The organism is Microcoleus anatoxicus, from assembly GCF_042465725.1.
GTDB classification, from domain to species: domain Bacteria; phylum Cyanobacteriota; class Cyanobacteriia; order Cyanobacteriales; family Microcoleaceae; genus Microcoleus; species Microcoleus anatoxicus.
On sequence record NZ_CP120853.1, the window covers coordinates 2,717,077 to 2,740,902 of the forward strand.

The following is a 23,826-nucleotide window of genomic DNA, read 5'->3' on the forward strand; positions in this document are numbered from 1 at the left end:
GATTTTTAGTCCTTCCCCAGAAAACTAAGCGTACCATCTACAGGCATTCCTTGTTTCCAAGCGTCTGCAATCGCCTTTTTGTCGGCAGAAATTACGGTTTTGGTTTCGACTCGGCCATAGAGTTCTGGTAGTTGAGATGAGTCAATCAAAACTTCACAGGTAGGCGGATTTTCCTTAACAGTAATCCGGCGGTGTTTGCCAACAATTTCTGAAGTTAACACGCCACACTCGTTGAAGTATAGAACGGTTTGGTCTAAGCACTCTCTCCACCCCTGGAGTTTGTTGATAGCTCTTGAATGCAGTTCTATCAAATACTGCATCCGGGCTGTAATTCCTGCAATTTCGGCATCAATTTGGTCGGCTAAGTCGGCATGGGCATCAACAGCGAGTTCCTGGGTTTCTTGGGTTTGCCAAAGGGATTGCAGCAGTTGGTCGATTTCTTCTGAGCTTTCTGCTGATTCTAGTTGATGCCAAAGTTGAGCCGCAGTTATTGAACTTTGAGCAAGCGTCGCTGTGGCTAAATTCATGCTTAGTATCCTCCGTTGATGCAGGTGTGATAATAATCGCGGCGTTCTTCGATTTGAGTAAGTGCAGCCATTGTTTCCGGGTCGGATTTAAGAGAGAGTTGTTTGTCGTTTTGAATTTTGCTAACTGGTTGAGAATGAGTTATTTTTTGTGAATTTGACTGGCTGACTTTTTGCATACAATTCAAAAAAAGTTTCTTCAAAATAGCGCGGCCTCGCTACTAAAAAAATGAGCCTTTAAAAATATGAATTATCCTATAGTTTTTTACCCAAAAGTGGTAATGCAGTTCTGCCATCAATATCCTTTGTTAGAGGCAACTTCTAGTTGTGCCACCTCATCCCAACTTCAAGAAACTCAACAATTCGGGAAACCTGTTGTTTTGCTGACTCCGCCTCAACCACCTGTGGTGTTACCTGTCAAGTTGCTGTGGTTAATTTGGGTGTTTTGGCTCTATGGTGCGATCGCACTTGGGCTATTAGCTATTTCTTGGGGTTGGCTGTGGTGGGAAATGCTGTTGGTAGTAGCTGCTTATTCATGTTTAATCGCGGCTGCTTATAGTTATGTGTTTGGTTGCCGTCAAAAACTGCTATCCAGATATAAGCAGCAAGTTTTTGAGTACAAAGAACAAAATATATTAGCCTATAAAAAATTATCCTCGAATAAACAGCAAGAATTTTCTAGTTTTAAGGTGGAAAAAGAAGGGTTGCAGACAGGTTTAAAAAGCGCAAAAGTTGAGTTAGATTCCAGAAATCGATCGCTCAAGGATTTGATGTCACTTCGGGTTAGTTCGACAGGCATATCTCAAGCTCGGCAAGGAGTGAGTGAACAACGCTTTCTGCAATATTTGCAGCAATATTTCGAGGAAGTTGTCCAAGCAGCAGAGTTTAAAATTCCGTCATCTCAGAGGAGCTATTCAGCAGATTTTACTGTAATTCACACTCCATCTGGACTCGGAATTGATGTCGAGATTGATGAACCTTATGCTGGCAAATCTAAGAAGCCCACTCACTGCTGCGATGCTGACAGCGATATGCGCCGCAATCAATTATTCTTAGAGTGGAATTGGATTGTGGTTAGGTTTACTGAAAAGCAGGTGGTTCAGGCTCCTTTGAGCTGTTGCAAATTCCTGGCGATTGCGATCGCCTTTGTAACGGGCGATCGCTCTTATTTAAAGCAACTGGAAACTGAACCCGATTTGCTGAGCGTCAAACCTTGGACAACAAGAGAGGCAAGGGCTATGGCTAAAAGCAACTATCGCCTTACTTATTTATCTGGATTTGGCGTCGGTTCTGCTTGCGATCGGCTTTCATCACAACCGTAACCGTTAATCATTATGGTAATAACTGTAATTTTTGATTTTCAGCTAAAATCCAGAGTGAATGACAGATTTTTTCGGGTTGTACCAAGGCAATTTTAGATGTTAACGGATTCATTAAAAGGGATAAAAAATAGATATGCTGTCATTTGAAGAGGGGTTCATTGAAAGTCAACAGCTCAACCAAAGACTTTTGCAAACGATTCGCTTAGTTGGAGAATACAAGGGAAAGCAGGAGTTATTCAAGCAACAAGCGCCACAAGTTTTAGGCACTTTGCGCCAAGCTGCGGTTATTCAGAGTACCGAATCTTCTAACCGCATTGAAGGCATTACTGTGCCGCTAGAACGGATTAAGAAATTAGTAACAGAAAAAACAACGCCGCGCGATCGTTCAGAACAAGAAATTGCGGGTTATCGGGACGTGCTAACTACAATTCACACGAGTTATAACCACATTCCTTTTAGTACAGGTGTCATTTTACAACTGCACCGCGATCTTTACCAATTTGCTGTTAATACAGGCGGGCGCTGGAAAACAGTGGATAATGAAATTAGCGCTACTTATCCTGACGGGACTAAAGTGGTGAGGTTTCAACCTACTCCCGCTTATGCTACTCCTGTGGCAATGGAACGCCTGCAAGAACGGTTTAATCGCCTCTGGGAATCGGGCGAGATAGAACCTTTATTGCTGATTCCCACTTATATTTTGGATTTCTTGTGCATTCATCCCTTTTTAGATGGAAACGGGCGGATGGCAAGGTTGCTGACTTTGTTGCTGCTATACAAAGCCGGTTATGAGGTGGGGCGATTTATTAGTTTGGAACGGATTGTGGAGAGAACTAAGGAAAGCTATTATGATACGCTTTACCAATCTTCCCAAGGATGGCATGAAGGGCAGCACAACCTGTTACCTTGGTGGGAGTATTTCTTGGGAGTCATGCTGCTGTCAGCTTATCGGGAGTTTGAGCAGCGGGTAGGATATGTTACATCCGCAAAAGGAACTAAAACGGCGATCGTATTGGATGCGATTAACAATTTGCCTCAAGAATTCTCCATTAGGGAATTGCAGGAACGGTGTCCGACAGTCGGAATTGATTTGATTCGCCGTCTATTGCGCCGGGAAAGGGATGCTGGGCGTTTGGAATGTCGGGGACGAGGGGTGGAGGCGCATTGGCGAAAGCAATAGATATCTCCCAAAAAGACAGTTCAGAACAGGCCGTTGGGCCTGTTCCACAATCATTATGGGAGATGTCTAATAGATAGCAGGAATTACGCACAAACAACTGGGTGTTGAGTTTAAGTACGAAACTTAACACCCAGTTGCAACTATTTATGCAAGCTAATGAAAGCGGTGTAGATCGGAAAATTGGCTTCTTAGTAATGGGGAAAAAGGTAATCGGTCAACTGTATCTCACAATGTTTAAAAACTGTTATGTTTCGTCCTAGTGGGATTGCATTTCCTACAAAAAAGCTGATTTGTCCTTTCAATTTTTGCACAGAGGGCAAAAACGTTTGTGATTTTTTGACCTTTTGATTTTCCTTTCAAAACTTTTGTCTGCAACCCAGCATTCTGCCAAGACAAAGTTTATTCCGCGTTCTCGGGCAGCGGCGCAAAATTTAGCACCTCTGCCTTTTTTATGTTTCCAAAGCCTTTCGTCCAAATCTTTTGTCCAGCCGACGTAATGTTGGGCTGGATGAGTTGAACATATCGGCTTTTCAAAGTGCAGAAGATACACGTATCCTGCCATTTTGTTTGCCATTTTTGAATGTGGTGAAAGATGTTTGCGGCTGCCGGAAAAACAAACTTGTCTCTCCGGCATAATTGAATTACCAGTCGATTTTTAGCTCACAGTTTTTGTTGCTGCCGTTGCTGCTACCGTTGTTGCTGTCGTTGTTGCTGTCGTTGTTGCTACCGTTGCTGCTGCCGTTGTTGCTACGGTTGCTGCTTTCTTCAGTGAATTGGAAGTTTAATGCCAGCAGTTCTTGCTCAAGAATTGACTTTTTGTCTTGGACTTTTTTGTTTCTCACAAGTCGCAGAGCGTGGATTATTTGGTCGAGCGTTTGATAGCTTGTTTGTTTAAAATTCAGTACAATTGTTGTTTCCCTGCCCATGATGTACAGTTCGTTTTCTGTTTGGTGGACGCAGGTTAAATTATTGAAGTAATAGGTGTAGGTTTGTGATAGTTCCATTTTTTTGTCCGATGCTTTATTTTTGGGCGCGACAGCGCTCATAAATTTGTTTTTTCGTAAATGTTAGTGAGTACGATAAAATGTATAAATAATTTATTTTTACCCATGTTGACTCACAAATTATTTGAGCAAGCACCGTCTCAATTTACTTAATAGTTACGCCAAAATAGTTGATAAATACGTTAAAAAAGCTGTCCTAATTAGTGGCAGTAATCAGTAATTGGTAGTCCTACCTGGTAAGGATACTTGGGGGGATAAAACGGTTGACCCACCGTTATCAAAACCCTGATATGGCAGAACTACCCAGGAATTTATGTCGCAACCATGAAATTTGTTAGCTAGCGCTTTTATTTAATAAAAGTCAAACTTTTAAGTGGCAATAACTAATCCAGTTCGATGTCTTGGATGCGCTGTTTATAAGGTTGGTTATTTTTTTGAATATCTTGCTGTTCTTGCTCAATTAATTGTATCCAGATATCATTCCAACTTGACTGTGGATTAACAAGTTCTGCATTCGGTAGCAACGATCGCGCATTTCGAGCGAGCATATAATCTTCTGCAATCGCTATAATAACGCTATCGAGTTCTTGTAAAAATTGTATCGGCAGTTGTGAAGCTCGTTCAATTCCTAGGTAAATTGTCGCTGGTGCTGTTGCAGAGTTTTCCTGTTCAATAAGCAAAATTGAAAGGGCTTCTATTGGGTTACAAGCAATCACAGCTCGCTCAATTTCTCCAGTAGTGGCTACCCAGAAAGCAGCTTCAGATGACAGGGAATGGGTTGTAGTAAAGTTGCCTCTTTCATCGAGAACAAAAGCGAAGCTGGCTTCCCCCTCAAGCGTCCGTCCTGTAAAGACAGCCTTTTCTGAGTCGGCATACAGCCAAGAATGAGAGTGCAATAAATCGAGTAACTCTAAAGGTAAACTGTACTCGACTGCTAGATGCGATCGCACTTTTTGCCACTGATTTTCATTCCTTTCAGGCAGGATTGATAATTGTAACTCTAACTCATTTGCTGTGGCAGGAATTGCAAGTGTAGTTGTTTCTAGCTCAGATTGTGACAACTCTAACTCATTTGCTGTTGCAGGAGTTGCAGGTGCGGTTGTTTCTAGCTCAGATTGTGACAATTCTAACTCATTGGCTGTTGCAGGAGTTCCAGGTGCGCCTGCTACTAACTCGGATTGTGACAACTCTAACTCATTTTCCTCTGCCTCGCCAGGGGCGATAGCTAAGTATTGTGGCTGCATTAAAGCTTCTATTATGGCGTTATCTCGCCCTCGATCGTAGCTAATATTTCGATGCTTTTGCAATCCATAAAAAGTGTAAGCTTTACCCAACTGAGTGCCGCTGAAAGCGACTCCATTTAAGTTGTAAGAAATCCCTTTACTGAACCCAGTTCGAGTTAGTCTGACTTGCACCTCTACGGCTTGTTGCTGCAACCGCTCAACGAATTCTGGCATACTTGGGTTGTCTTGGGTAACTTCATCAATTAGGTCTTGCAATTGCACCCTGACGCTCTTGTTTCCCTTGCTTTTTAATTGCCTGTGTTCTCCTGTAGTCTGAGCTCGCTTGTCTGTTTCCCAACTGGGTGTAACAGTTTCTAGGTTGTAGTTCCGTTCGAGTTGGCGAATAGTTTCTTGGCTTTTGTAATAATCCCAGCTATCGTCAACAACACCTCCATCTAGGCAAATGCGACTGGCGACGATGTGAATGTGGTCGTGTTCTGTATCGCTGTGCTTGACAACTGCGTACTGGTTGTTGTCAAATTCCATCGCTTTCATGTAGTTGGCTGCGATCGCCAGCCAGCGCTGGTCATTTTCTTCAGAATCTTCTAGTTTTTCGGTGCTATCGACAGATAAAGTGGCGTGAAAAACTGCTACTTTCAGGTTAGGTCTTAGTTGTCGGGCGATCGCAAATTCAGCAGCCAATTCTTCAGGAGTCTGTCCGCACATAGTGCCGCCAATCAGATAAGCGTCTTTTTTGCCCAGCACGTAGTTCAAACAGCCCCTAAAGCCTGTACCTTTGATTTGTTTGCCAATCATAACCGAAAAGCCGTCAGTTGCACAGAATCGATTGCTCAGGCGGTAAAGCCCAGGCTTGTTAATAATTAGCGTACTGTGGATTTGGCGAGGTTTGCAACTATTGCTTTAATTGCAGCTTGGTTTTCTCGAATGAGTTGCTGTACTCTTTCTAAGAGTCCTGTATTGACAACAACTGGTTCTCCCAATATTACAGCACTATTGCAAGCTTTAGCAATCTGATTGAGGTTGTTTCCTGCAATTCTAAATTGGGCATCAATCTTGCACAAAACTTGATAGGCTTTTAAATCAAATGCAGCTATAGGACGTGGTATGGCTCTCTTCAATGCTGCACGGCGCATGAAGTCACTCATGCTCAAATTGACTTGCTCTGCTCTGGCTTTAATTTGATTGTAGTCAGAGTCAGTTAGGCGAATGTGAATATGGTTGGATAGCAGCTCTCTAGTTTTGACGGACGGTAAAGTTTTCATAGTTTTTAATCAGTAAAAACCTTTTCCCAAGATACAAGTTAACAACTGTAATTAAAAACCGCTAATCAGGTGATTTTATCCCCTCCAATTGGAGAGGGCTGTTTAGACAGTTTATCAAAGTAGAGACTGACTATAATTTTCTTTATTTGTATAGAATAGTGGATTTAGGTGCGATCGCACTTGAATAAGTGATGAGCTTGTTGAATTGCTTTTGAAGCATTTTCTCCCTCTAATTTCTTAGAGCTATAGAATATTCAGCTTAAATCGTAGTACAAATAGTTACAATTGTCATTAAAGCTAAAGAAAGTATTAAACCCGACCTTACGGTTAGGCTTCCGTAAAAGGAGGGTGCATTCTTTCTCTTCCTGCACGTAAAAGTGCGATTTGCGATCGCAAAAACATTGCTTGCTACCAAAACTAAACAGCCCTAACCGACCTCAATAGACAAATGCACGCTCGACACAAAAAAGCAGCAAGTTGACCGAAAAATTCAGACGGAAAGCCGGACATCTTCGGGTAAAAACAGGTATAATGCAGTCCCTGCAAATGCCTGCATTCTTACTAATTTTGTACAGCAAATACCTGCCTTTATACTGAAAATGCCTGATTTTAACGCTCCACAACAATTAGCTATTTTTTAGCCTTTTTAACAACAAGTGAATTGACTTAATAGTCAATTGGAGTTTAGACTAAGCAAAAATTCACTCAGAAGAAGTTGAGTGTAAATTTTGTGAGTTTAGACAGAGGTAGAGAGGTTAACTAATCGATTTTGACGAGTTTTGAAACCGACCTTTACCCTTTTTGACCACAGGATACCGACATCTTGGAGTGCGAGGTTTTCCTGTTTGCCATCCATCGGAATTTCCTCGTCGTTTCGGAGCAACAGCCGGACTTCCAATCCTGATTAAAAGTGGAAGCATTGATTGTACAACCCTTCCAGGCGTCAATTCAGGCAGAGATGTTTGCCAGGGTAAACGGATTTCTCTGACTACATTTTTAGCTAACCATAATTGCCAAGTCACTAATGGCATCAAATCACTCCATCGTTCACCCTGTTCAGGAGTGCTCAACTTCGGCACAGTCCAATGCAAAGTTTGTTTAGCTAATCGATACCAATGTTCCAGGGCAAAGCGGCGTAGATACAGTTGCCAAATTTCAGCCAGAGACGGCATTTGGATACCAACCCAAACTAACCACAAAGGTTGACTATTTAATCGACCCGTTACAGTTTCTAGACGTTCGACTAAAATCAGAGTCATTGGATGTTTGGGACTACCTCGAAAATGCAAGTCATCCCATTTTCACGGGCCGAATTTTTCCGAGTTTGGGTTCAACAGATTCGAGGGTTTGTTCTGCTGCCCACCAACTTTGAGAGTCGTTGAGCTTAAACTGTTGACCATGAATTTTGGGTCTGCCTTTACCACTATAGGCTGGGGGTGTTGACCATAAGCAACGATTGGAGCGAATACGCATTAGTTTATCATCCGCGCTCGCAGCGGTGGCTTTAACCAAAGGAGCGCACCCATACTCACTATCAAATAGGGCGATCGGTCTATGCTGAAGATATTGACATACTTGTGCTAATTGTTCAGCGCCTTTACCGATTGGGTTGTCCCAACTGGTGATACGTTCGTGTCTCAAGGGCAGCGCCCAACGAGCGCTCATGGAAGGTATTAGTGCGATCGTACTATATCCTTGACCGATACCAACAGGTATGCCGTGAGGTAAGGCTGTGGGTTGATGTTCATAGGTACGTTCTTTGAGGGTACGTGCATGGGGTCTTAACCATGCTGTATGATCGATCGCTAATACTGGACGTTCGACTTGTGACATCTGTTGGATATATAGTTGCATCAATTGGTCTCGGTCTGGTCTACAATCTTGCAGCGCTTCGTAGACGCTTGACCACTCACGCCGAAATAAGGGATTGAGGGCTAAATCTCCTAAACATGAGACGTGGCGAGTCGTCATTATCGCGTCTGCTAGTTCAAAGGTGGCGTCTTTGGCATTGCCGAGACATTCATAAGCAAGTTGACGAAATTCCTGTAATTGTTCAAACTTCATGGCAGGTAGATTTGAGATTTTTAGCTGAATTCTCAATCTTCTACCCTTACGCTGTCTGTTGAAACTATCGCAGACAGTTTTTTTTCTGTTGCAAGTCTCCGAGAACGTCAACGGTCGCTGGTATCTATCTTATGGTTGAGCCTCATAGCCGATCGCCAGCGACCATTGCCGTTCTTGAGAACTGTTCGCTAGTCTCACAGCGATCGCACTTTTTGACCTGCTTAGTCTAAACTCCAATACAGAAGATTGCCTCTAATTTATATGTAGCAGTATTTTTCATGATTGGTATAACAACTGACAACTGACAACTGACAACTGACAACTAACAACTAACTCTCGATTGTTTTACAGCAGTTTGTAATGTCTGGGGGAGCCAATTGTCGTAGTGAGGATAAACAGGCAAACGCTGCACGAGTTGCCATCCCGCGGCTGCTAAAATTTCTGTTAAAGTTTGGTGTTGGAGGTGAGGATAATCGGGATTAACTTCATCCACTGGCCCAATTCCTCCTAAATCTCTAGCACCTGCTTCTAAGCAAGCGATTAATATGTCTGGCTTTGTCACTAAATTTGGCGGAATTTGTAAGGCGATTTCATCAGGTAAAATGCTGCGGGCGATCGCAATTAATTCCGGCATTTTTGTAACATCAAAAACTTCACCATCCCAACTTTGCTTATTTCCCGGACTGTAAGGTTGCAGGATAACTTCTTGAATATGATTGTAACAGGAATGAATCCGGGCGATCGCCTCTAATGTCTCCACCCAATCTGCCTCACTTTCCCCGATTCCCAGCAGCAAACCAGTGGTAAACGGAATCTGCAATTCCCCAGCCCACTCTAACTGTTGGAGTCGCAGCGCCGGCACTTTACTCGGTGCGTATCGGTGAACTGTTTTTAGCAAAGTCGGTGTCAACTGTTCCAACATCAGCCCCATGGAGACATTCACCTGTTTTAACTTAGTCATCTCCTCAAAACTGAGCGGACCTACATTAGTATGTGGCAAAAATCCTAGAGCAAGTGCCAGTTCACAAAGCTCATAAATGCGCTGAAACCAAGCTTTGCGCCGTTGACTTTGGGGATGTACCTCGCCACTGAGGATGAGAATTTCAATCACACCTTGAGTTTGCAGTAGCTGGAGCCGTTTTTCGGCTTGTGGTAGCGTCAGCCAAGGACTTTCCAGCGGTTCAGCTCGAAAATTGCAGTAGGTGCAGCGATTAAAACACTCGTAAGTGGGAACCAGCGTATGAGCAGGGCTGTAGGTGACGGTGCGGGACATTCCTTGGGGTTTTATACGATCGGACTTACACAAAAATTACTTATCTATAGCAATCCTCGCATCATTTGTGAGTTTCTTACTCCCGGACCTGAATAAGGTCCGGGTTGGGGTGGGGTAAAAAAACTTTACGACTCCTCCAAGAATTGCTATATATAGTTACAAATTTTGCTAGTGGCGATCGCCACCTGTTACTTATCTTAACATTGGCTGTAGTCCAGAATCTCCTTGTGCAACGAGATTCTGAGATTTATGCGATGGGCGGATTCTTAAATAATTTTCTATTTTGCCTTTGCAATCCTTGTACAGCAAGCATTTTATATTTATATCAGTTTTGATTATATAAATTATAAGTTAATCTGTTGTTGTAATACTTTACAAACCTTAGAATATGCTTTATGTTTATACACATGGCGGAACAAACAACCGCCACGAACATTGAAAACCAAATAAAGCAATCATAAAACCATGACAACAACCTTACAGCAGCGCGAAAGCGCCAATGTCTGGGAACGGTTCTGCGAGTGGGTCACAAGCACAGACAACCGGATTTATATCGGTTGGTTCGGTGTCTTGATGATTCCTACCCTCTTAACTGCCACCATCTGCTACATCGTTGCCTTCATCGCAGCTCCTCCAGTGGACATCGACGGCATCCGCGAACCAGTTGCAGGTTCCTTGATGTTCGGTAACAACATCATCACAGGTGCTGTTGTTCCTTCTTCAAATGCGATCGGCTTACACTTCTACCCAATCTGGGAAGCAGCTTCCCTCGATGAGTGGTTGTACAACGGCGGCCCTTACCAATTGGTAATCTTTCACTTCCTGATCGGCATTTTCTGCTACATGGGTCGTGAATGGGAATTGTCTTACCGCTTAGGTATGCGTCCTTGGATTTGCGTAGCCTACTCTGCACCAGTTGCAGCAGCTACCGCAGTATTCTTGATCTACCCGATCGGTCAAGGTTCCTTCTCAGACGGTATGCCTTTGGGTATCTCCGGTACATTCAACTTCATGATCGTGTTCCAAGCTGAGCACAACATCCTGATGCACCCCTTCCATATGTTGGGAGTTGCTGGTGTCTTCGGTGGTTCTTTGTTCTCCGCCATGCACGGTTCCTTGGTAACATCTTCCTTGGTTCGTGAAACAACCGAAACCGAATCGCAAAACTACGGTTACAAATTCGGTCAAGAAGAAGAAACCTACAACATCGTTGCAGCCCACGGCTACTTCGGTCGTTTGATTTTCCAATACGCTTCCTTCAACAACAGCCGTTCCTTGCACTTCTTGTTAGGTGCATGGCCAGTTGTAGGTATCTGGTTCACAGCACTAGGTATCTCCACAATGGCATTCAACTTGAACGGTTTCAACTTCAACCAATCGATTATCGACTCTCAAGGTCGCGTAATCAACACATGGGCTGATGTCATCAACCGCGCTAACTTGGGTATGGAAGTAATGCACGAGCGCAACGCTCACAACTTCCCTCTCGACTTGGCTGCTGGCGAAACAACTCCAGTTGCAATGGTTGCTCCTTCTATCAACGGTTAATTTTTAACTTTTGATAATCAAAAAGCGCTCCTAGAAATAGGGGCGCTTTTTGTTTGGGAAAATATATTCAGGACTAGAGATATATTTGTGTTTGCTATACAGCAGATAGCAAACAGATGAGAATTACCATGATTCAAGATGGTGAAGCATTACCGCGTCAACTTGCAGAGTAGATCTAAATTAGTCCCAAAATCCTTAGTTATAGCGAATCGCCATCATACCAGCGACCAACTTTAATTTAGAGACTGCCCTCAGTCGTGCCTTCAGACTTCTAAGGTGTTTCTGAGCGGGATGGTGTCAAAATTAAATATGGCTCCTAAGCTGTTAAAGATGCCAGGATTGTTTCAGTTTAGCTGTTGGCAGTTCCAGAATCTCAGCAAAAACAAATGTAGCCGATCGGGAGTAGCTCCTCACTGTCCCAAGCGATCTATATGTAAGGAGGATTTGTATTATGAAAGATGGACAAGAAGCACGCAGCGTACCCACAGCCGTGGTTGCCGGTGTTTGCGGGTTGGCTTTATTAACGGGAGGGAGCATTGCTTTGTGGACGGCCAACCGTTCCTCAACGTCAGCAGACACTCAGTCTACAGCTCCGACTTCTCCGGCACTTTCCCCGACTCCTGGGGAATCGCCTGCTGTAATTATCCCCGTACCTGCTCCAACTCCTGTTGATACACCCCAGGCTCAGACGCCAGCAGCTCAAACACCCCAGGCTCAGACACCAGCAGCTCAAACACCCCAGGCTCAGACACCATCAGCTCAAACACCCCAGGCTTTGACACCGCAGGTTATCAAGCCACAACAGTATCAGCCTAAGTCTGTGTCGCCGACGGCTACCCAGACAGTGCAAGTCTACTGGGTTAAAGATGGGGGAGGCAAGTTTGAGGCAGTTCCTAGCAAAGTAGCTCTCAAAGAAGTCGATCGACCTGATGCTGCCCTACAGGCTGCTTTTAACAGTTTGTTGGCTGGACCGAAGGATACAAAGGTTTTTAGCGAAATTCCCAAGGGGACAAAACTCAGGAGTTTGAGTGTCAATAATCAAGGAGTTTACGTCGATTTGTCTGCCGAATTTACTTCGGGAGGAGGCAGCAGTTCGATGAGCAGTCGTTTGGGGCAAGTGATCTATACGGCCACGAGTTTAAAACCGAATGCCAAAGTTTGGATTTCGGTGGAAGGTAAGCCCTTAGAGCTTTTGGGTGGCGAAGGGTTGGAGGTTGCTCAGCCGAGTACCCGTCAAACTTTCGATAAAAATTTTCCGGTGCCGTAATTTTTAGTCATTAGTCATGAGTCAGAAGGCGGGGAATAGGGACTGCTCGCTGATGGCTGATGACTTTTGACCCTGAGACTGGGGAGTAAAAATTAGGGCTTGGTATTCAGACTCAAGGCTCTAAATTGTTGGGCTTGTTTTTCGACTCTAGTCGCAAGCCGATCGCACACCATAGTAGACAACTCAAAAATCAACTCATCCTCTACCTTGTAATAGGCTGAAGTTCCTTCACTCCTGCGAGTGAGGATACCAGCTTGGAGCATGAGTTTTAGGTGTTTAGAAACATTGGCTTGACTGGTTTGAGTAGCTTCAACCAACTCTTGCACGCATTTTTCGCCGTCGCGAAGCAAGTTCAAAATTCGCAAACGCATCGGCTCGCTCAAAATACTGAAATACTCAGCAACTTGTGGCACAACCTCTTGAGGAACAGGCGGGGATAAATTCATCAAGCTCACCTGGGAGAAGCGATCGGGAAATAGAAGGATTAATTCTGTATATAACAATCAAGTAATCCTTCAATCCGGATTAATCCTCATCAAAACTTGACCGTACTCCACAGGTTCCCCATTTTGAACTAAGATTTCCATCACTTGACCCGATACCTCATCGGCATCGATTTCATTCATGAGCTTCATCGCTTCAATAATGCAAACTGTCTGGCCCACCTTGATGCGATCGCCCAGTGCCACAAAAGGCGGTTCATCGGGAGCAGCCGCGCGATAAAAAGTTCCTACCATCGGGGAAATAATTGACACCCATTTGGTATCCACAGGAGCAGGCACGGAGGCCAGCACGGGAGCAGGAGCCGAGGGTGCTGGGCTAGTGATATTTGCTGCTGAATTTTGGTCTACAGCAGGAGGTGACGCTAAGGTGGGGCTAGCAAAAGTTTCTGCGATCGGCGCGAGAGTCGTAACTACTGGATGACCAACAGCGACGGTTCTTGGTTCGTTGGCTGGAATGCCTTTGCGTACAGTCAGTTCAAGTTCTCCACTTTTTAACGTCAGCTCCGAAATGCCGGTTTGGTCTAAAACAGTTAGCAGTTCGCAGAGCTGGTTTAAGTCTAGTTGCACAGCAGATTCAAGGGTAATTGATAATTGAGAATTGAAAATTGAAAATTGGGAATCGGGAATTGGATCTATGCCACCACATGAGGAGGTAAAGAGATAGTTTTAAGCTTTGAGTAGTAAATTTTGAGTTAATTCCCAACTCAAAACTCAAAATTCACCACTCAAAACAGTCTTTTTATCCCTAGTCCTAGTTGCTAGTCTCTCGCCCAAGATACTTGTCTTCGCGAGTATCGATCCGAATCCGTTCTCCAACGGAAATAAATAGAGGCACCATGATCTGAGCTCCCGTGGAGAGGATGGCGGGTTTGCTACCGCCGGTGGCAGTATCTCCTTTGACTCCCGGATCGGTTTGGGTCACTTCTAAGACAACGGAGTTGGGCAGTTCTACTTCGAGGATTTGGTCGTTCCAGCGCAGGATGTTAACTTCCATGCCTTCATTGAGGTATTTGACCCGATCGCCTATTTCCTGGGAATTGAGGCGACTTTCCTCATAAGTTTCCATATCCATAAAGACGAACTGATCGCCCTCTTTATAGGTATATTGCATGGCGCTCTTTTCGAGGTTGGCTTGAGGCATAGTCTCCCCAGCCCGGAAGGTTCGTTCTACTACGTTGCCGGTTTTGACATTTTTGAGTTTTGTCCGCACGAAAGCCGAGCCTTTTCCTGGCTTGACGTGGAGGAATTCAATTACCCGCCACACGCCGTCATTGACTACAATTGAAACACCTGGTCGAAAGTCGTTACTGGAAATCATATAAATTTTTGCAGGCAATCCCGTCGCCCAAGGGCACGGGGGAACTACTGTCAGCTTCAAACCGCAGTCTAGCTGACGGCATCAAAAAACAATTGGCATTTTATTTTACCGTTCAAAGGGAGCAAGTGCTTGACTAATCTGTTAATCGCTGTGGGGAGTTGTCACTTGATTCTCCCTAGAGGGCGGACAGTGCTGTGGGAAGATGATAGAGGCCATAAAAGTTAAAGTTATGTTGCATTGGTCTAATTTCTCGATCGATACGTGCAAGCGCTGGCTCAAAACCACTGTCTTAGCACTCCTGCTATTCACTTTTTCCCTCAGCTTCAGTTCGGTATCCCATGCCAAACGCCCTAGCAGCAGTATGCCTGCGGGCAATGCGATTACAGACGGCCGGGCGCTGCTGCGCTACGCTCTACCTATTGACAATCAGACGGTGCGAGAGTTGCAAATCAGTCTCGAAGACATCGGCAACCACATACGCTCTAAACGTTGGGGTCCAATTAGTAGCGATATCAGCAAGGCTTCCAGAATTCTCAGCATTCGCGAGTCTGATATTTTAAAGAGTATTCCCGACGCGAAAAAGCCCGAAGCCGAAACTCTAGTGGCAAAAGTCAAAGAAGGAGTTTCGCAACTGTCTGAGGCTGTTGAGGCCAAAGACAGGGAAAAAGTGATTGACTTGAAAGCCAAAATACTCCGTTCGGTTGGTGACATCGAAGAGTTGATGGTGACCAAGTTTCCCTTTGAAGTTCCTTCAGAATATGCTAATTTGCCTCAACTGAAGGGTCGCGCTACGGTGGCTGTAGAAACCGAGAAGGGGACAATTAATGTTGTGGTTGATGGTTACAGTGCGCCGGTGACTGCTGGTAATTTTGTAGATTTAGTCGATCGAGGTTTTTATGATGGTTTGCCATTTATTCGATCGGAAGAATCCTACGTGCTACAAACAGGAGACCCCGAAGGTAAGGAAGTAGGTTTTATAGACCCAGCTACTGGTAAATACCGGAATATTCCACTCGAAGTCCTCGTCAGGGACGAAAAAGAACCCATCTACGGAATTACTTTAGAAGATGCGGGGCGTTATCGCGACGAACCTGTGTTACCTTTTTCTGCCTATGGTACTGTGGCCATGGCTCGTGCGGAAGCTGAACCAGATAGCGCTTCTTCGCAGTTTTTCTTTTTCTTGTTTGAACCGGAACTGACCCCTGCTGGTCTGAATTTGTTGGACGGTCGGTATACTGTTTTTGGTTACATGATTGAGGGAAAAGAAGTTTTGGATCAACTGAAGCAGGGAGACAAGATTCTATCTGCTAAGGTAATTAAAGGAATGGAAAATTTGTTGCGACCTCAAGTTTAATGGGAGCATCCCGATTTTGCATAGGCGAAGCATGACCGCAGACAATTTATTAGTGATAACCAGAGATTTACAGCGGTCATGCTTCGCCCCTACGAATATATTTGCCAAACACAGATGCACCCAGTTTAATCAATGACGGCGATTGCAATCGCTCTGACACAAAAGTGAAGGCGACTGAAATCGGTTGTTATCAAACCAAGCCCGCCCAGGCGGGCTATAAGATGTAAATGATGTTTATATCTGGGTTATTCAAATTATAAATTAGCACAAAAATATGGCATTATTAGAATTTTTATTGGTAATTGGAATGGGTGGATTTGTAGGTTTATTACTGATTAATAATTTGAATGAAAACAAACAAAAACGACGCTTAGATGAGGCTTTTTATCAGTTATTGGAAAATCAAAATAGTCAAATTTCGCTGATTCAATTGGCGGCTAGCGCTAGGGTGGAGGCTCAAGTTGCACAGCAATACTTAGATGCACAAGTTAAGATTTTTTCGGCGATTTTAGAAGTGGATGATGAAGGAGATACTTTTTACAGATTTCCTAGGTTGCGCTTGCCGCCGAGTTCGGTGAAGGAATGGTGATTAGCGCAGTGAAAAATTTCGTTCCCAAACCAACAACTCGCCGTTGTTGCCACCTGCTGCGAGGAATTGACCTTTGGGATGCCAAGAAAGACAGGAAAAGCCTGCTTCGACACCCTCAAGAATTTGCAGCAATTCTTGTGCTTCGTACCACAAACAAAGTTGACCGTCTTCCGATGCTGAAGCTAATAACAATGTATTTGGTTGAAAGCCGATCGCCTGGACGACTTTTTCATGTACTTCTAATCCCCAAGCTTCCCAACCGACACTTTCATCAGCTTGTCTTTCCCACACAGAAATGCCTTCTGAGCTCGCAGCAGCTAATAAAGGATCGCCCAATGAATTAGTTCGATCGGACCAAGCCAAATGTCTAACTTTGCCGGGAAAACCCTGCATTACCCAAGGTTCCGAGTTACCCCATTCATTAACAATTAAGGTGTTATCCATATTGCCACAGGCTAGATATTTGCCGGAAGGGGACCAGGAAATTGCACCTGTTACGGATGGTACGGATAAGATGTCTGGGTCATCATTCCAATCTGCCGCGTTCCAAACTTTTACACCTTGATAGCCGCTAATTGCCAGATATTTATCAACAGGATGCCATGCTATATCGAGGATTGAAGATGAATCAAAATTCAGGGTTACTTCTACTGTATTTTGATCGGCATTCCAAACTTGAACTGAACGACCCATACTGAAAGCTAATTGATGACCGTGAGGACTCCAAGCTAACTTATCAACCCACACACGCTGGTTATCCAAACTAGCAATTAATTCCCCAGAATTTACGTGCCAAATTAGCACTTTTCCATCTTGTCCGCCCGCAGCTAACAGTTGACTATCCGAAGAAAAAGACAAGCAATCTACTGATTTACCAGTTGCAGTTTGCAGGGGTTCCAAGGACAATTTATTGATTTTTCCGAGAATCCCTAACATAATTTCACCGGCGGCGGAACTGACTGCTAGAGTTTTGCCATCGGGCGACCAAGTAACAGCAGTCACGTAGTCTGACAGCATTTCTTTGGCGTGAAATTTCAGGGTTAGTTCGCTTTTATTTTGGTCGTTGTTACCCATATTTATTTAATCTGAGATGTTCCAGTATTCTCAATAACGGGCTTTCTGGCCAGTTCCACAACTGATGAATTCGCAAGGTTTCAGTTAAATCAGACACTGACGAAAATCAGCTTTTAATTGACTTTCATTTAAGTTGCGTCCAATGAATACGAGTTCGTTTTTCGGAGTTTCATTGGTTTTCCATGCTCTATCTGGTCTACCGTCAAACAGCATATGCACGCCTTGAAATACAAATCTCCTGTTTTCTCCAGCAATATTTAAAATGCCTTTGGTCCGAAAGATATCCGGGCCTTTAGTCTGCAACAATTGGGAGATCCAGTCGCTAAATTTGTTGCCATCAACCGCGCCGGATTCTTGGATTGCGATGGAAGTTACTGTGTCATCGTGTTCGTGTTCGTGTTCTCCTAAAAAATCGGGTTCAATTTCTAAAGCTCGATTCAAATCAAATGCTTTTACTCCTAATAATGCTGACATTTCTATTTCGGCATTGCGGGTGCGATGAATTTTTGCCATTACATTCATGCTGCGAATCCGCGTTTCTAATTCTGCTAATTCTGCTGGGGTGACTAAATCGGTTTTGTTCAGCAAAATGACATCGGCAAAGGCAATTTGTTCTTGAGCTTCGTCGGAGTCCCAGTGCTGCCATATGTGCTTGGCATCTACTACGGTGACAACGGCATCTAGCAGTAATTTATCCCGCATATCTTCGTCTACGAAGAATGTCTGAATTACAGGTGCGGGGTCGGCTAAACCTGTGGTTTCGATGACTAGGTGGTCGAATTTGTCCCGGCGCTTCATGAGGTTGCCGATAATCCGAATTAAGTCGCCTCGGACTGTGCAGCAAATGCAGCCGTTGTTCATTTCAAAAATTTCTTCGTCTGCATCGATAATGAGTTGGTTGTCGATGCCTACTTCGCCAAATTCGTTGACGATGACTGCAACTTTTTTGCCGTGTTCGTGGGTTAAAATGCGGTTGAGTAGGGTGGTTTTGCCTGCACCTAGATAGCCTGTGAGAACTGTCACGGGTACTGATTCGATCGCAGCAGCAGTCACCATATTTTACCTCACTTGTTTTATGATACCTGTCATACCAATTTAATGTGAAGTTGCATATATTTCGATCCCCCTAAATCCCCCTTAAGAAGGGGGACTTTGAGAAGAATGTTGTCCCCCCCTTATTAAGGGGGTGCCAGGGTGATCAGATTCTATGCAGCCTCATAAAAAATTGGTATCATTGATATTTTACACGAAACTTGTTGCTAGTAATAAAAATATTACGCATGGGGCTAGAAACCGGGTTTCTGCGAGTTTTGCCCACAGGAATGAGAAATATAGCCAGAAACCCGGTTTCTGAGGTCAGCGTGGGTGATTAATTGCTCATTATCGCTACAATGCGATCGCGATCGAGTTCTCTACCGATAAACACCAATTTGGTTTGGCGAAGTTCCGAAGGTGTCCAAGGGCGATCGTAAAAATGTTCGATGCGCGATCCCACACCCTGCAACACCATCCTCATCGGCTTCTTGGGAACCGCCACAAACCCTTTAATCCGATAAATCTCTTGACTTTGCATCAACGATTGCAGTTTTTGGACCAAAACTTCTGGTTCAAATTCGCGATCGGCAATAAAATAAGTTGAGGTAATATCATCATCATGGTCGTGTTCTTCCTCAGTGTCGTGATGGCTGGGACGAGACTCCAAATTATCCTCAACAGCCGCATTAAATCCCAATAACACATCAGGATTAATTTCGCCACCTTTGCAAGGTACAATTTTCACACTAGGACGCAATTCTTGCTGCAACCAAGTTTGGACTTTGTGGCGAGTTTCATCATCCACGCGATCGACCTTAGTCAAAAGTACCATATCAGCACAAGCCAACTGGTCTTCAAACAATTCCTCGATCGGCGTCTCATGGTCTAAACTATCATCAGCCTGTCGCTGCGCCATCAAAGCATCAATATCGCCCACAAAATTACCACTAGCAAGGGCTTCGCAATCGACAACAGCAACCACACCATCTACGGTAGCACCGGTACGAATTTCCGGCCAGCGAAAAGCTTGAATTAAGGGTTTAGGGAGTGCGAGTCCAGAAGTCTCAATCAAGATACAATCAATTTGTGCGCGACGCTTCAATAATTCTTGCATTGTGGGCAAAAATTCCTCTTGAACCGTGCAGCAAAGACAGCCATTTGTGAGTTCTAAAATATTGCTGCTGACATCTTCTTCTTCATCGCAAACTTGGCAGTCACGCAACAGTTCGCCGTCGATGCCGACTTCGCCAAACTCATTCACAATAACTGCGATGCGGCGGCCTTGATTATTTTGCAATAAGTGGCGAATGGCGGTGGTTTTGCCACTACCGAGAAAGCCCGTAATGACTGTAACAGGAATTTTGTGCATTAGTAATTTAGTTGTTGTTTTGTGATGGGATATCTCGTTCCTAGGCTCTGCCTGGGAATGTCGATCTAGAGGCTCTGCCTCGATCGAATAACTCGCGCTTTTAATACGAGGCAGAGCCTCTGGGTATGCGTTCCCAGGCAGAGCCTGGGAACGAGGAACAAGGAAACGATGAATACTCTAATTATGCAGTGGTGGAATTTTAGCTATAACTCCTTTTTTCAAAGCTTGAGGACGTTCTGACCAGGGCAACAAACCATCTGGTTTAGCATAGTATTGACTCGCGCATTCCAGTACAGCCTCGACGCTTTCCGATTGATTGGGAGGTAAGTCACCAAACAGATAAGTGTACTTTCCAGCAGCAGCAAAAGACACAGCACAAGAGTGACTGCAAGCACTCATGCACTCAACTTCTTGAATGTCAAATTCATCCGAAAATTCCCAATCCTTAGCCAGTTGCGACAAGTCTTCCAAGAATTGTTTGCCGCCACTTTTGCCTTCTCGCTTGCCGTTTTTCCAAACACTCGCGCAAGCAGTGCAAACAAGTAGACTGTGCTTGGTGCGTACAGTCTTATTAATTCCATTCATCATCCGTACCTCGCAGATGCGTTCCAAAGTGAGTTAGATATCGGCGGGCATTCTGACTTTAGAAACAACCTGTGTTTCATTACAGTTGCGGGACAGCGCCGGACTTGCACCGAACTTTCCCCGCTTCCTCTAGCGGCTGCTCCCCGCTAGAACCGATCGCAACTTCACATCATACCGCATTTGTCGCCATTTTGGGAAAAACTTAAGTTGGTAAGGTGAACCGCTTAATATCTAGTAGCATAAATTCACAGCCAGTTATTAATAAAAACTTTAGTGTTAATTTTGCCATCTTTTCAGGACTGAAGTCATATATAATAGTAAATACGATCGTCCGAGGATGTACTATGACAACATCAACAGAAATTCGCGAAGAAGTAGTTAAGGACAAAGTTGAGGACAAAGTACAGATTTATTACTCTTCTGAAGAGTATTTAATGCTGGAAGAGGTGGCAGAATTTAGAAGTGAATATCAGGATGGCAGGATAATCCCTATGGCAGGCGGAACACCGAATCACAATCAAATAGCTGTTAATTTTGGCGGAACGCTAAATTTTGCTACGAAAGGACAACCGTACCGAGTATTTATTAACGATTTGCGTTTGTGGATACCGTCTAAGCGACTTTATACTTATCCTGATGTGATGTTAGTGGCGGGGAAGTTGGAGTTTGCTGAGGGTAGGAAAGATACGATTAGTAATGTGGTGATGATAGCTGAGGTTTTATCGGCATCGACGGCGGATTATGACAGAGGTGGCAAGTTTAAACTTTTTCGTTCTATTCCTAGTTTTCGTGAGTATGTTTTGATCGATCAATATGAGATGCACGTTGAACAGTTTGTTAAGACGGATGATAATAAGTGGGTTTTGTCTGAGTATGATGGTGCTGATGCGGTGTTGAGATTGAGTTGTGTGGAGTTTGAGATGCGGTTGGGTGATATTTACGATCGCGTGGATTTTGAATCTGAGTCTGAGTCTGATGAGTGAGGGTGAAATCACCAATTTGGGACGATTGGAAATCGCGTCTACACAATAAAGTGGGCAAGTTTGTTGATACTAATTCGATCGCGGATATGCTATTTATTTTGAGGAAATTTTTACTTCAGCACGTCTGAATAACCAGAAGGACATTGTATGTCAGGAGAATTAGTAGCTGTTGGTGTTCCTGGAAGCTCTTTTGATGGTTGAGTGCTTTCGCAAAGTCTAGATTGTGTAGATGTATATTGACCATCAGAGGTTTTAGTTAAAAAAACTATGCCTGTATAGTTTTTTAATCCATCTATTTTGGCTAAACCGATTGCTTGCACCCAACGATTATCCTTACTCAAAACAATGCTATATGAGTAATTTTCTGTTTCTGACTTGATACCAATTCCCAATTTTTGTATGGTAGATGAAAAAGTGGCATACTCAGCGTAAAAAGCTTGTTGGGCTCTGTTCATTGAACTAACATACTGTTTTGCTTCTGTCTGTCTCGCCTTGTTTTGTTGATTTTGGAGATTAACTACTTGAACATTAGCGGGAAGTGTCGTTTGCTCAGATATTTTCTGAAAAGTTTTTACATTGGAACTAAAAGAGGTCGGTCGAGATTCTCCAATATTATCTAATTCTAAACGCAACTTACCATCCGCTGTGAAATCAAAAATTGTCCTCGTGGTAATTTTACCTCCTACTAATATATCCAGGTCTTTTTGTTGAGGATTTACGTTAATTTGATACTTCAGTTCGGTAGCTGAAGTGGGTGTCTCCAAAATAAATAACTTCCCTTCCTGCGTAAAGATTAACGTTACAGACTGACCAGAAATTTGCCCTTGCCATTGACCTATCAATTGTTTAGCAACAGAATTTTCAGGATTTGCATTAGCTACAGAAGTTGACGTTGAAGTTGACGTTGAAGTTGAAGAAGTTTGAGGATTCAGTAAATTATATAATCCAAAGCCAGCTAAGGCTAACACTAAAGTTGAGCCAGCACCAATTAAAGCCCATTTCCAAGGCGCAAGATTAGAGTTGTTTTGAGGGTTAGTCATAGTAATTACTGAGTGGTAGCTAGAACATAAACTGCCGATTAAAGAGAATTCAAGAATTAACTAAGGAGCAGACATAGTAAGAGTGTAATCGGTATCTCTAAGTTTTGACCGTACAAGAACAATGTAATTACCTACTCTTAAGTTGGTTTTAATTATTCCTGGCTTTGAGTTAAAAGCAGATGTATTTTCAAGTTGATATTGAATTACTCCTGTTCCATTTCTATCTGAATACAAAACCATTTCTACTTCGCTATTAACGCCACCCAAAGACAGACTAATGCTCGAAGGATTTGCCAGTTGAAAACTGTAAAATTTCTGTCTGTGTTTTAAATTAATACTCCCGTTTTTAGGAATCGTTTTTTCCTCTAAATAACCAACATTTTCTATTTGACTTGTATTGTTAATTATTTGCAGTGAATATGGGGTCTCTCTAGCTTTCATTTTTACAACAAGAATGTAGCTTCCCACACCCAATTCTTTTTCAATTACTCCTGTTTTTGACTTAATAGCAGATATATTTTCAAGTTGATATTGAATTACTCCTGTACCATCTCTATCTGAATATAGAAACATTTCTACTTCGCTATTCACGTCATCTAAAAATAGGCTGATATTACTGGGATTATCTATCTTGAAACGGTAACGATTCTCTAAATTATTAGAGCTAACATTACCAGCGAAGGGGCAAGAATGCTCCAAAGAACCAAGGTTTACGGTACTGCCATTTTGCTCTACTGTGCAAGGCTTTCCGTCAGCAGATAGTTTTACTGGAGATGGCGATGGCGAAACTGGCGCTGGAGTCTCTGACACAGGAGAAGGAGTGGATGTCGGTGATGAAACAGGAATAGGCTCTGGTTTAATAGGCTCAGGTGAAGGGGAAGAGCTAACTGTGCTTGGTGGAGTTGAAGCGACAGGTGTAGGCCCTGCAGGAGGTGAATTTGAACATTTCAAAATACCAAACCTACATAGAACCTCACCTCCAACAAGCCAAGTTCCTATATTTGCTACATTTGCGGCTGCAACTAAACCGCCTGCAATACCTCCCAAAACTATAGCAGCAATCCTTATTCTTCTTGTAGATCCGGTAGGGCCTCCACTACCGCCACTACTGCTACCAGTTCCACTGCTACCGCTACCAGTTTGACTACCACCGCTACCAGTTCCACCGCTACCACCGCTACCACCTGATGACATTAATATTTCCTCCTATGCTAATAATTGTTTTTCAGTTAGATTTCTTTCTCAGTCCTGGACGCATCAAGACCAAAGAAACCGGGTTTTTTACCTA

25 protein-coding genes and 1 riboswitch are annotated in these 23,826 nt (G+C 43.7%); of the genes, 7 read left to right on the plus strand and 18 right to left on the minus strand.

The window, feature by feature from the left end; translation table 11 throughout:
* Positions 1 to 5: 5 nt before the first annotated feature.
* Both P2A85_RS11830 and P2A85_RS11835 read right to left on the minus strand, forming a co-directional pair.
* On the minus strand, positions 6 to 527 hold the full coding sequence (locus P2A85_RS11830) for a siphovirus Gp157 family protein (protein WP_377480089.1): 522 nt from the start codon (positions 525 to 527) through the stop codon (positions 6 to 8).
* Positions 528 to 529: 2 nt separating this feature from the next.
* On the minus strand, positions 530 to 703 hold the full coding sequence (locus P2A85_RS11835) for a hypothetical protein (protein ID WP_377480092.1): 174 nt from the start codon (positions 701 to 703) through the stop codon (positions 530 to 532).
* Between the two features lie 66 nt (positions 704 to 769).
* On the opposite strand from P2A85_RS11835, the gene P2A85_RS11840 reads away from it, so the two are divergent.
* Both P2A85_RS11840 and P2A85_RS11845 read left to right on the plus strand, forming a co-directional pair.
* Positions 770 to 1,846 (plus strand): hypothetical protein, encoded by a 1,077-nt coding sequence (locus P2A85_RS11840; protein WP_377480096.1) that lies wholly within the window; start codon positions 770 to 772, stop codon positions 1,844 to 1,846.
* Positions 1,847 to 1,979: 133 nt separating this feature from the next.
* Positions 1,980 to 3,026 (plus strand): Fic family protein, encoded by a 1,047-nt coding sequence (locus P2A85_RS11845; protein ID WP_377480099.1) that lies wholly within the window; start codon positions 1,980 to 1,982, stop codon positions 3,024 to 3,026.
* Between the two features lie 298 nt (positions 3,027 to 3,324).
* Here P2A85_RS11845 and P2A85_RS11850 read toward each other — a convergent pair whose 3' ends face one another.
* The 7 genes from P2A85_RS11850 to cofG all read right to left on the minus strand — a co-directional run bounded on the left by P2A85_RS11850 (position 3,325) and on the right by cofG (position 9,873).
* Positions 3,325 to 3,660 carry a GIY-YIG nuclease family protein gene (locus tag P2A85_RS11850; RefSeq protein ID WP_377480102.1) on the minus strand — a complete coding sequence of 112 codons (336 nt, stop codon included), beginning with the start codon at positions 3,658 to 3,660 and terminating at the stop codon, positions 3,325 to 3,327.
* Between the two features lie 7 nt (positions 3,661 to 3,667).
* Positions 3,668 to 4,072 carry a hypothetical protein gene (locus tag P2A85_RS11855; RefSeq protein ID WP_377480104.1) on the minus strand — a complete coding sequence of 135 codons (405 nt, stop codon included), beginning with the start codon at positions 4,070 to 4,072 and terminating at the stop codon, positions 3,668 to 3,670.
* Between the two features lie 341 nt (positions 4,073 to 4,413).
* On the minus strand, positions 4,414 to 6,069 hold the full coding sequence (locus P2A85_RS11860) for a relaxase/mobilization nuclease domain-containing protein (RefSeq protein WP_377480107.1): 1,656 nt from the start codon (positions 6,067 to 6,069) through the stop codon (positions 4,414 to 4,416).
* A 65-nt stretch (positions 6,070 to 6,134) separates the two neighbouring features.
* Entirely contained in the window at positions 6,135 to 6,536 is a 402-nt protein-coding gene (locus P2A85_RS11865) for a mobilization protein (protein WP_377480111.1), read from the minus strand.
* Between the two features lie 755 nt (positions 6,537 to 7,291).
* Entirely contained in the window at positions 7,292 to 7,795 is a 504-nt protein-coding gene (locus P2A85_RS11870) for a hypothetical protein (protein WP_377480113.1), read from the minus strand.
* A 31-nt stretch (positions 7,796 to 7,826) separates the two neighbouring features.
* Entirely contained in the window at positions 7,827 to 8,600 is a 774-nt protein-coding gene (locus P2A85_RS11875) for a transposase (protein WP_377480116.1), read from the minus strand.
* Between the two features lie 322 nt (positions 8,601 to 8,922).
* The gene (cofG, locus tag P2A85_RS11880; protein WP_377480118.1) at positions 8,923 to 9,873 is read right to left on the minus strand and encodes a 7,8-didemethyl-8-hydroxy-5-deazariboflavin synthase subunit CofG; all 951 of its coding nucleotides are present in this window, start codon (positions 9,871 to 9,873) and stop codon (positions 8,923 to 8,925) included.
* Between the two features lie 465 nt (positions 9,874 to 10,338).
* Here cofG and psbA point away from each other — a divergent pair, with 465 nt between their 5' ends.
* Both psbA and P2A85_RS11890 read left to right on the plus strand, forming a co-directional pair.
* Positions 10,339 to 11,421 (plus strand): photosystem II q(b) protein, encoded by a 1,083-nt coding sequence (gene psbA, locus P2A85_RS11885; protein WP_377480120.1) that lies wholly within the window; start codon positions 10,339 to 10,341, stop codon positions 11,419 to 11,421.
* 451 nt (positions 11,422 to 11,872) lie between these two features.
* Positions 11,873 to 12,688 (plus strand): GerMN domain-containing protein, encoded by an 816-nt coding sequence (locus tag P2A85_RS11890; protein WP_377480123.1) that lies wholly within the window; start codon positions 11,873 to 11,875, stop codon positions 12,686 to 12,688.
* A gap of 92 nt (positions 12,689 to 12,780) precedes the next feature.
* Here the strand turns inward: P2A85_RS11890 and P2A85_RS11895 are convergent, their stop codons facing one another.
* From P2A85_RS11895 to efp, 3 genes are all read right to left on the minus strand, one after another.
* Positions 12,781 to 13,173: an ArsR/SmtB family transcription factor gene (locus P2A85_RS11895; RefSeq protein ID WP_377481449.1), complete on the minus strand. Its 393-nt coding sequence runs from the start codon at positions 13,171 to 13,173 to the stop codon at positions 12,781 to 12,783.
* Positions 13,174 to 13,203: 30 nt separating this feature from the next.
* Positions 13,204 to 13,758 carry an acetyl-CoA carboxylase biotin carboxyl carrier protein gene (accB, locus tag P2A85_RS11900; protein WP_377480126.1) on the minus strand — a complete coding sequence of 185 codons (555 nt, stop codon included), beginning with the start codon at positions 13,756 to 13,758 and terminating at the stop codon, positions 13,204 to 13,206.
* A 184-nt stretch (positions 13,759 to 13,942) separates the two neighbouring features.
* Positions 13,943 to 14,509 carry an elongation factor P gene (gene efp / locus P2A85_RS11905; RefSeq protein WP_377480129.1) on the minus strand — a complete coding sequence of 189 codons (567 nt, stop codon included), beginning with the start codon at positions 14,507 to 14,509 and terminating at the stop codon, positions 13,943 to 13,945.
* A gap of 229 nt (positions 14,510 to 14,738) precedes the next feature.
* On the opposite strand from efp, the gene P2A85_RS11910 reads away from it, so the two are divergent.
* Both P2A85_RS11910 and P2A85_RS11915 read left to right on the plus strand, forming a co-directional pair.
* The gene (locus tag P2A85_RS11910) at positions 14,739 to 15,863 is read left to right on the plus strand and encodes a peptidylprolyl isomerase (protein ID WP_377480132.1); all 1,125 of its coding nucleotides are present in this window, start codon (positions 14,739 to 14,741) and stop codon (positions 15,861 to 15,863) included.
* Between the two features lie 274 nt (positions 15,864 to 16,137).
* Positions 16,138 to 16,452, plus strand: coding sequence for a hypothetical protein (locus P2A85_RS11915; RefSeq protein WP_340519910.1), 315 nt, complete (start codon positions 16,138 to 16,140; stop codon positions 16,450 to 16,452).
* On the opposite strand, the gene P2A85_RS11920 is transcribed toward P2A85_RS11915, so the two are convergent.
* The 4 genes from P2A85_RS11920 to P2A85_RS11935 form a co-directional block, all read right to left on the minus strand.
* On the minus strand, positions 16,453 to 17,526 hold the full coding sequence (locus P2A85_RS11920) for a WD40 repeat domain-containing protein (protein WP_377480134.1): 1,074 nt from the start codon (positions 17,524 to 17,526) through the stop codon (positions 16,453 to 16,455).
* Positions 17,527 to 17,610: 84 nt separating this feature from the next.
* The gene (locus P2A85_RS11925; RefSeq protein WP_377480137.1) at positions 17,611 to 18,582 is read right to left on the minus strand and encodes a CobW family GTP-binding protein; all 972 of its coding nucleotides are present in this window, start codon (positions 18,580 to 18,582) and stop codon (positions 17,611 to 17,613) included.
* Between the two features lie 313 nt (positions 18,583 to 18,895).
* A complete protein-coding gene (gene cobW / locus P2A85_RS11930) occupies positions 18,896 to 19,930 on the minus strand; it encodes a cobalamin biosynthesis protein CobW (RefSeq protein WP_377480140.1) in 1,035 nt (344 codons plus the stop codon).
* 177 nt (positions 19,931 to 20,107) lie between these two features.
* The gene (locus P2A85_RS11935; protein ID WP_377480143.1) at positions 20,108 to 20,518 is read right to left on the minus strand and encodes a DUF1636 family protein; all 411 of its coding nucleotides are present in this window, start codon (positions 20,516 to 20,518) and stop codon (positions 20,108 to 20,110) included.
* 21 nt (positions 20,519 to 20,539) lie between these two features.
* Positions 20,540 to 20,687, minus strand: a riboswitch (cobalamin riboswitch).
* A 172-nt stretch (positions 20,688 to 20,859) separates the two neighbouring features.
* Here P2A85_RS11935 and P2A85_RS11940 point away from each other — a divergent pair.
* Positions 20,860 to 21,498, plus strand: coding sequence for a Uma2 family endonuclease (locus P2A85_RS11940; protein WP_377480145.1), 639 nt, complete (start codon positions 20,860 to 20,862; stop codon positions 21,496 to 21,498).
* 110 nt (positions 21,499 to 21,608) lie between these two features.
* On the opposite strand, the gene P2A85_RS11945 is transcribed toward P2A85_RS11940, so the two are convergent.
* Positions 21,609 to 22,538 (minus strand): type IV pilin-like G/H family protein, encoded by a 930-nt coding sequence (locus P2A85_RS11945; protein WP_377480148.1) that lies wholly within the window; start codon positions 22,536 to 22,538, stop codon positions 21,609 to 21,611.
* Between the two features lie 60 nt (positions 22,539 to 22,598).
* Positions 22,599 to 23,732 carry a hypothetical protein gene (locus P2A85_RS11950; protein WP_377480151.1) on the minus strand — a complete coding sequence of 378 codons (1,134 nt, stop codon included), beginning with the start codon at positions 23,730 to 23,732 and terminating at the stop codon, positions 22,599 to 22,601.
* Positions 23,733 to 23,826: the final 94 nt, after the last annotated feature.

Coding starts and splice junctions, on each gene's coding strand:
- P2A85_RS11830 (WP_377480089.1), bottom strand. CDS start 527: ATGAATTTAGCCACAGCGACGCTTGCTCAAAGTTCAATAACTGCGGCT.
- P2A85_RS11835 (WP_377480092.1), bottom strand. CDS start 703: ATGCAAAAAGTCAGCCAGTCAAATTCACAAAAAATAACTCATTCTCAA.
- P2A85_RS11840 (WP_377480096.1), top strand. CDS start 770: ATGAATTATCCTATAGTTTTTTACCCAAAAGTGGTAATGCAGTTCTGC.
- P2A85_RS11845 (WP_377480099.1), top strand. CDS start 1,980: ATGCTGTCATTTGAAGAGGGGTTCATTGAAAGTCAACAGCTCAACCAA.
- P2A85_RS11850 (WP_377480102.1), bottom strand. CDS start 3,660: ATGCCGGAGAGACAAGTTTGTTTTTCCGGCAGCCGCAAACATCTTTCA.
- P2A85_RS11855 (WP_377480104.1), bottom strand. CDS start 4,072: ATGAGCGCTGTCGCGCCCAAAAATAAAGCATCGGACAAAAAAATGGAA.
- P2A85_RS11860 (WP_377480107.1), bottom strand. CDS start 6,069: ATGATTGGCAAACAAATCAAAGGTACAGGCTTTAGGGGCTGTTTGAAC.
- P2A85_RS11865 (WP_377480111.1), bottom strand. CDS start 6,536: ATGAAAACTTTACCGTCCGTCAAAACTAGAGAGCTGCTATCCAACCAT.
- P2A85_RS11870 (WP_377480113.1), bottom strand. CDS start 7,795: ATGACTCTGATTTTAGTCGAACGTCTAGAAACTGTAACGGGTCGATTA.
- P2A85_RS11875 (WP_377480116.1), bottom strand. CDS start 8,600: ATGAAGTTTGAACAATTACAGGAATTTCGTCAACTTGCTTATGAATGT.
- cofG (WP_377480118.1), bottom strand. CDS start 9,873: ATGTCCCGCACCGTCACCTACAGCCCTGCTCATACGCTGGTTCCCACT.
- psbA (WP_377480120.1), top strand. CDS start 10,339: ATGACAACAACCTTACAGCAGCGCGAAAGCGCCAATGTCTGGGAACGG.
- P2A85_RS11890 (WP_377480123.1), top strand. CDS start 11,873: ATGAAAGATGGACAAGAAGCACGCAGCGTACCCACAGCCGTGGTTGCC.
- efp (WP_377480129.1), bottom strand. CDS start 14,509: ATGATTTCCAGTAACGACTTTCGACCAGGTGTTTCAATTGTAGTCAAT.
- P2A85_RS11910 (WP_377480132.1), top strand. CDS start 14,739: ATGTTGCATTGGTCTAATTTCTCGATCGATACGTGCAAGCGCTGGCTC.
- P2A85_RS11915 (WP_340519910.1), top strand. CDS start 16,138: ATGGCATTATTAGAATTTTTATTGGTAATTGGAATGGGTGGATTTGTA.
- P2A85_RS11920 (WP_377480134.1), bottom strand. CDS start 17,526: ATGGGTAACAACGACCAAAATAAAAGCGAACTAACCCTGAAATTTCAC.
- P2A85_RS11925 (WP_377480137.1), bottom strand. CDS start 18,582: ATGGTGACTGCTGCTGCGATCGAATCAGTACCCGTGACAGTTCTCACA.
- cobW (WP_377480140.1), bottom strand. CDS start 19,930: ATGCACAAAATTCCTGTTACAGTCATTACGGGCTTTCTCGGTAGTGGC.
- P2A85_RS11935 (WP_377480143.1), bottom strand. CDS start 20,518: ATGATGAATGGAATTAATAAGACTGTACGCACCAAGCACAGTCTACTT.
- P2A85_RS11940 (WP_377480145.1), top strand. CDS start 20,860: ATGACAACATCAACAGAAATTCGCGAAGAAGTAGTTAAGGACAAAGTT.
- P2A85_RS11945 (WP_377480148.1), bottom strand. CDS start 22,538: ATGACTAACCCTCAAAACAACTCTAATCTTGCGCCTTGGAAATGGGCT.
- P2A85_RS11950 (WP_377480151.1), bottom strand. CDS start 23,732: ATGTCATCAGGTGGTAGCGGTGGTAGCGGTGGAACTGGTAGCGGTGGT.